The organism is Thermocatellispora tengchongensis (assembly GCF_014202315.1).
GTDB lineage: Bacteria > Actinomycetota > Actinomycetes > Streptosporangiales > Streptosporangiaceae > Thermocatellispora > Thermocatellispora tengchongensis.
In genome coordinates, this window is sequence record NZ_JACHGN010000014.1 from 337,899 (window position 1) to 344,173 (window position 6,275).

The 6,275-nt window shown below is 70.8% G+C and carries 5 protein-coding genes; all 5 read left to right on the forward strand.

The window, feature by feature from the left end; translation table 11 throughout:
* Nucleotides 1–89 precede the first annotated feature (89 nt).
* Complete coding sequence (locus HNP84_RS30960) at nt 90–1,628, forward strand: sugar ABC transporter ATP-binding protein (RefSeq protein ID WP_312926073.1); 1,539 nt, start codon at nt 90–92, stop codon at nt 1,626–1,628.
* The gene (locus tag HNP84_RS30965; protein WP_185053450.1) at nt 1,621–2,595 is read left to right on the forward strand and encodes an ABC transporter permease; all 975 of its coding nucleotides are present in this window, start codon (nt 1,621–1,623) and stop codon (nt 2,593–2,595) included. Before HNP84_RS30960 ends, HNP84_RS30965 begins: the two co-directional genes overlap by 8 nt.
* Entirely contained in the window at nt 2,592–3,590 is a 999-nt protein-coding gene (locus HNP84_RS30970; RefSeq protein WP_185053451.1) for an ABC transporter permease, read from the forward strand. Before HNP84_RS30965 ends, HNP84_RS30970 begins: the two co-directional genes overlap by 4 nt.
* Nucleotides 3,591–3,706: 116 nt before the next feature.
* Nucleotides 3,707–4,777 (forward strand): cellulose binding domain-containing protein, encoded by a 1,071-nt coding sequence (locus HNP84_RS30975; RefSeq protein ID WP_185053452.1) that lies wholly within the window; start codon nt 3,707–3,709, stop codon nt 4,775–4,777.
* 313 nt (nt 4,778–5,090) lie between these two features.
* Nucleotides 5,091–6,275, forward strand: a 1,185-nt coding sequence (locus HNP84_RS30980) for a glycoside hydrolase family 10 protein (protein WP_312926075.1), incomplete at its 3' end; no start/stop codon positions are given.

Consider the following 6,275-nt stretch of genomic DNA (forward strand, 5'->3'; position numbering starts at 1 on the left):
GCGGAGCACGGGCCATAAACACAGAAGGGAAGTCATTGGGCACCACCGATGGACCCGCGGCCGGGAAGGCGCCGGACGGGCTTGGGCCCGTGCTGGAAGCGCGGGGGATCTCCAAGCGGTTCCCCGGCGTGCTCGCGCTCGACCGCGTCTCGCTCGCCCTGCGGCCTGGTGAGGTGCACGCGCTCGTCGGGGAGAACGGGGCGGGCAAGTCGACGCTGATCAAGGTTTTCACCGGGGTGCACCGCCCCGACGAGGGCGAGTTGCGCTACCGGGGCGAGCCGGCGAGTTTCGCCACCCCGCTCGACGCGCAGCGCTCCGGCATCTCCACGATCTACCAGGAGGTCAATCTCGTTCCGATGATGAGCGTGGCCCGCAACCTGATGCTCGGCCGCGAGCCGCGTAACAGGTTCGGGGTCATCGACGCGGCGCGGATGAACGCCGAGGCCGAGCGGGTGCTGGCGGGTTACGGCGTCGAGACGGACGTGCGCCGCCCGCTGCGTACGCTGGGCATCGGCGCGCAGCAGATGGTGGCGCTGGCTCGTGCGGTGTCGATCGACGCCAAGGTCGTGATCATGGACGAGCCGACCTCCTCGCTGGAGCCGCGCGAGGTGGCCACGCTGTTCGGGGTGATCCGGCGGCTGCGCGAACAGGACATCGCGGTCATCTACGTCAGTCACCGGCTGGAAGAGTTGTACCAGGTGTGCGACCGTGTCACCGTGCTCCGCGACGGCAGGCTGGCGCACACCGGCGACATCCATGAGCTGGAGCGCATCCAGCTCATCTCGCTGATGCTCGGCCGCGACGTGGGCGAGGTGCGCAGCGGCGGGCTGACCAGGTTCAGCCGCGACCGCGGCAGGGCCGTGACCGCCGAGCCGGTGGTCGAGGCGCGCGGGCTGAAGCGGCGGCACGTGCTGCAGGACGTGTCGGTCAGCGTGCGCCCCGGTGAGGTGGTGGGGCTCGGCGGGCTGCTCGGGGCGGGCCGCAGCGAGACCGCCAAGGCGATCATCGGGGCGCTGCCGCTCGACTCCGGCCAGGTCATCGTGGCGGGCAGTCCGCTGCGGCGCCGTACCACGGCGGGTGCGATCAAGGCCGGGATCAGCCTGCTGCCCGAGGACCGCAAGGCCGAGGGCATCATCCCCACCCTGTCGGTGCGCGAGAACATCGCGCTGGCCGCGCTGCCCGCCCTGGCCCGCGCCGGGGTCGTCTCGGACGCGCGGATCGACCAGGTCGTGGACACGTTCATGAAGCGGCTGCGGATCAAGGCGTCCTCGCCGCACCAGAAGGTCTCGGAGCTGTCCGGCGGCAACCAGCAGAAGGTGCTGCTGGCCCGCTGGCTGGCCATGCAGCCCAAGGTGCTGATCCTGGACGAGCCCACCCGCGGCATCGACGTCGGCGCGAAGGCGGAGGTGCAGGCGCTGATCGACGAACTGGCCGAGGCCGGCCTCGGCGTCCTGCTGATCTCCTCCGACCTGGAGGAGCTGGTCGAGGGCTCCGACCGCATCCTGGTCCTGCGCGACGGCGCCGTCGTCGGGGAGCTTTCCGGCGACGAGGTGACCGAAGAGAGGATCATGGCCTCCATAGCGGAACACTCCAGCACGAACCCGGAAGAGGCTGACGCGCATGGCTGAGGCGACCACCGCACCCTCCGGCCCGCCGGGCCGGCTGGACCGGGCGCGGGTGTTCATCTGGTTGCAGGAGTACGGCGTGTACGCCGCCGTGCTCGCGCTGCTCGCCTTCAACGTCCTGTTCACCCCCCACTTCCTGGACGCGGCCAACTTCCGCACCCAGCTCGTCCAGGTGGCCCCGATCGTGATCGTCTCGCTGGGGATGGCGCTGGTCATCGGCACCCAGGGCATCGACCTGTCGGTGGGGTCGGTGATGGCGCTGGCCGCCGCGGTCGTGGTGCTCTACCTCGGGTACGGCGCCTGGCCCGCGATCCTGATGGCCCTGCTCGCGGGCGCGGTGGTCGGGGCGGCGGGCGGCTCCCTGGTCGCGTACGTGGGAGTGCAGCCGATCGTGGCCACGCTGGCGCTGCTGGTCGGCGTGCGCGGCATCGCCAACGTGCTGGTGCCGCAGCTCAAGGAGTTCCGCAACCCCGACCTGATCGCGCTGGGCAGCGGCTCGCTGCTGGGGCTGCCGCTCGTGGTGATCATCGCCGCCGCGCTCACGGTGGTCGTGACCTTCCTGGTCCGGCGGACCACCTTCGGCCGCCAGGTGGTGGCGATCGGCGGCAACCGGGCCGCCAGCGAGCTGTCCGGCCTGCCGGTCAAGCGGGTGCTGCTCACCGTGTACGTGATCTCCGGCGTGCTCGCCGCCATCGCCGGCGTGCTGGCCACGGCCCGGCTCCAGGCCAGCGACCCCACGTCGCTGGGCCAGTTCATCGAGCTGTCCGCGATCACCGCGGTCGTCGTCGGCGGCACCCCGCTCACCGGCGGCCGGATCAGGGTGCTCAGCACGGTCATGGGCGCGCTGCTGATGCAGCTCCTGTCGGCCACCCTGATCAAGCACAACCTGCCGCAGTCGTGGACCCAGATGGTCCAGGCCGGCATCATCCTCGCCGCCGTCTACGCGACCCGGGAGCGTGGGACCCGATGACGACCGACACCACAGTGATCGCTCCGGAGAGCGGGAACGGTGCCGCCCGGAAGGAGCGGATCAGTCACCTGATCCAGCAGCACGGCGCGCTGATGGTGCTGTTCGCCCTGATCGTGGTGGGCACGTTCGGCTTCGACTCCTTCGCCACCCCGGAGAACGCGGCCAGCGTGGTCGTCGCCTCCTCCTTCACCGCGATCATCGCGATCGGCATGACGTTCGTGATCATCAGCGGCGGCATCGACCTGTCCGTCGGGTCGTTGTTCGTGCTCGGCGGCGTGCTGGCCGCCTGGGGCTCCCAGTACGGCGCGGTGGTCGCGCTCCTGCTCCCCCTGCTGGCCTGCGGCGCGGTCGGGCTGGCCCAGGGGCTGCTGATCGCCCGCACCGGCATGGCGCCGTTCATCGTCACGCTCGCCGGGCTGCTCGGCGTACGCGGGCTGATGCTGGCCATCTCGGACGAGGGCGCCACGACGTACCTGGTGCGCGACAGGACGTTCGCCGCGCTCGGCCAGGGCGAGATCCTGGGCCTGACCTACCCCGTCTACATCACGATCGTGCTGGCCCTGCTCGGCATGCTGCTGCTCCAGCGCACCGGCTTCGGGCAGAACGTCTACGCCATCGGCGGCAACGAGCAGGCGGCGGCGCTGATGGGCGTGCCGGTCGCGCGTACCAAGGTCTACGTCTACCTGATGTCCGGCCTGCTGGCCGGACTCGCCGGGGCGCTGAACGCGGCCCGGCTCTCCTCCGGCGTGACGATCCTGGGCATCGGGCTGGAGCTGGACGTGATCGCCGCGGTGGTCATCGGCGGGACGCTGCTGACGGGCGGCGCGGGCGGGCTGACCGGCACGATCGCGGGCGTGCTGCTGCTGGGCGTGATCCAGAGCCTGATCAACCAGGTCGGCAACCTCACCTCCTCCTTCCAGCAGGTCGTCAGCGGCGCGTTCCTCGCGCTGGTGGTGATCGCGCAGCGGCTGCTGAGCAAGGCGCAACGGCTGTAGTCATCGGATGAAAGTTGCACGCCGCGCCGCAGGTCGGCGCGGCGCTCCCATGCCCGTCCTTCTCGCCTGAGCCCGGCGTTCCTAGCATTCGCGCCGGGCGACCACGAGGAGACGACATGGGCAAGAGAGCCTACCTTTCCATCCTGGCGGCGCTGGTGGCGGCGCTCGCGTACGCGATCGTGGCGAACGCCGGGCCGGCGCAGGCGGCGGCGGTGCGGATCATGCCGCTGGGCGACTCGATCACCGGCTCGCCCGGCTGCTGGCGGGCGCTGCTGTGGAACCGGCTGCAGAGCACCGGCTACACCGACATCGACTTCGTCGGCACCCTGGGCCCGCAGGGCTGCTCGGTGCCGTACGACGGCGACAACGAGGGCCACGGCGGGTACCTGGTGACCAACGTGGCGAGCCAGAACCTGCTCCCGGGCTGGTTGTCGGCCACGCGGCCGGACGTCGTGCTGATGCACTTCGGCACCAACGACGTGTGGAGCAACCGCTCCACCGACGCGATCCTCGCGGCGTACAGCACGCTGGTGGACCAGATGCGCGCGAGCAACCCGGCGATGAGGATCCTGGTCGCGCAGATCATCCCGATGAACCCGAGCACCTGTCCGCAGTGCGCGCAGCGCGCGGTGGCGCTGAACCAGGCGATCCCGGGCTGGGCGGCGGGCAAGACCACCGCGGCCTCGCCGATCACGGTGGTGGACCAGTGGACCGGGTTCAGCACCGCGGCCGACACCTACGACGGGGTGCACCCGAACGCGAGCGGCGACCAGAAGATGGCCGACAGGTGGTACCCGGCGCTGACGGCCGCGCTGGACGGCGTGACCCCGACGGCCACGCCCACGATCACACCCACCGTGACCCCGACGAGCACGCCCACGGTCTCGGGCGGGTGCGCGGCGGCCTACCGGGTGACCGGGTCCTGGCAGGGCGGGTTCCAGGGCGAGGTCACGGTGCGCAACACGGGCACGGCGCCGATCGGCGCGTGGACGGTGCGCTGGACGTTCGCGGGCGGCGAGCGGGTCACCCAGTCGTGGAGCACGGCGCTGAGCCAGAGCGGCACGGCGGTGACCGCGCGGAACGCGTCCTGGAACGGCTCGCTGGCGGCCGGGGCGAGCACGACGTTCGGCTTCCTCGGCTCCGGCACGCCCGGCGCCGCGCCCGCGCCGAGCTGCGCCCCCTCCTGACGATCCCCCGGTCCGTGCGGAATACAGGCGTACGAGAAGGGAGCCGACTGGGAGCACGACCGCGACTGAAAGTTTCAACCACAAGCCGATAGTTTGCGGGCGCAAGCAGGCACGATGGCGCGGGCTTCTCGCCTGCCGTTGCACCCTTGCCGCACGCCCGACTACCGTCCGGGTGGACCTGGAGGGACCGAAAGTTTCGGGTCGGCGGCGGTGGTGGCCAACGGCGACCTCCGGTCTCGCGAAATCTGCGGTACTTCCCCGGAGGTAGATGTCAGTGCTACGCACCTCGTTAGCCGGGCCCATGCTGCGGCCCGTGGTCCGGTTCAGGACGCTCGCGGCCGTGGCCGTGCTCGGGCTGCTCGCCACGTTGCTGCTGCCCGCTTCGCCCGCGCACGCGTCGGGGCCGTTGCGGGAACACGCGGCGGCGCGCGGCAAGTTCATCGGCACGGCCCTCGCCACGAGCCCGCTCGCCAATGAGACCGCCTACCGCAACATCGCGGCCACGGAGTTCAACCAGATCACGGCCGAGAACGCGATGAAGTGGGAGTCCACCCAGCCGAACCCGGGGCAGTTCACCTTCTCCGGGGCCGACCAGATCGTCAACTTCGCCACGCAGAACAACCAGCAGGTTCACGGGCACACGCTGGTGTGGCACAGCCAGACGCCGAACTGGGTGCAGAGCCTCGGCGCGAGCGCCATGCGGCAGGCGATGCAGGAGCACATCGCCCAGGTCGTGGGCAGGTACGCGAACAACCCGGCCGTGGTGTCGTGGGACGTCGTGAACGAGGTGTTCGACGAGAACGGCGGCTTCCGCTCCTCGTTCTGGTACAACACGCTGGGGCAGAGCTTCATCGCCGACGCCTTCCGGGCCGCCCGCGCGGCCGACCCCGACGCGCGGCTGTGCATCAACGACTACAACGTCGAGGCGGTCAACGCCAAGAGCACCGCGATGTACAACCTGGTCAGCCAGCTCCGCCAGCAGGGTGTGCCGGTGGACTGCGTGGGCTTCCAGGGCCACCTGTCGTTGCAGTACGGCTTCCCGAACACCCTGCAGCAGAACCTGCAGCGCTTCGCGGACCTGGGCGTGCAGGTGCGGATCACCGAGCTGGACGTGCGCGTCCAGGGCTCGCGCGACGCGACCAAGGACGCCAACCAGGCCACCTACTATCGCAACGTCGTCAACGCCTGCCTCGCGGTCACGGCCTGCGCCGGCGTCACGATCTGGGGCTTCACCGACAAGTACTCCTGGGTGCCCGAGACCTTCCCGGGTGAGGGCTTCGCGCTGATCTACGACAACAACTACGGGCAGAAGCCGTCGTACACGGCGGTGCACGACGCGCTGGCGGGCGGCACCAGCACCGACACCACGCCGCCGACCACGCCCGGCACCCCCACCGCGAGCAACATCACCGCCACCGGCGCCACCCTGACCTGGACCGCCTCCACCGACTCCGGCGGCAGCGGCCTGGCCGGCTACAACGTCTACCGCGAACAGGGC

Bases quoted from the DNA above. Each gene is read 5' to 3' on its own strand.
- HNP84_RS30965 (WP_185053450.1), top strand. From the start codon at position 1,621: ATGGCTGAGGCGACCACCGCACCCTCCGGCCCGCCGGGCCGGCTGGAC.
- HNP84_RS30970 (WP_185053451.1), top strand. From the start codon at position 2,592: ATGACGACCGACACCACAGTGATCGCTCCGGAGAGCGGGAACGGTGCC.
- HNP84_RS30975 (WP_185053452.1), top strand. From the start codon at position 3,707: ATGGGCAAGAGAGCCTACCTTTCCATCCTGGCGGCGCTGGTGGCGGCG.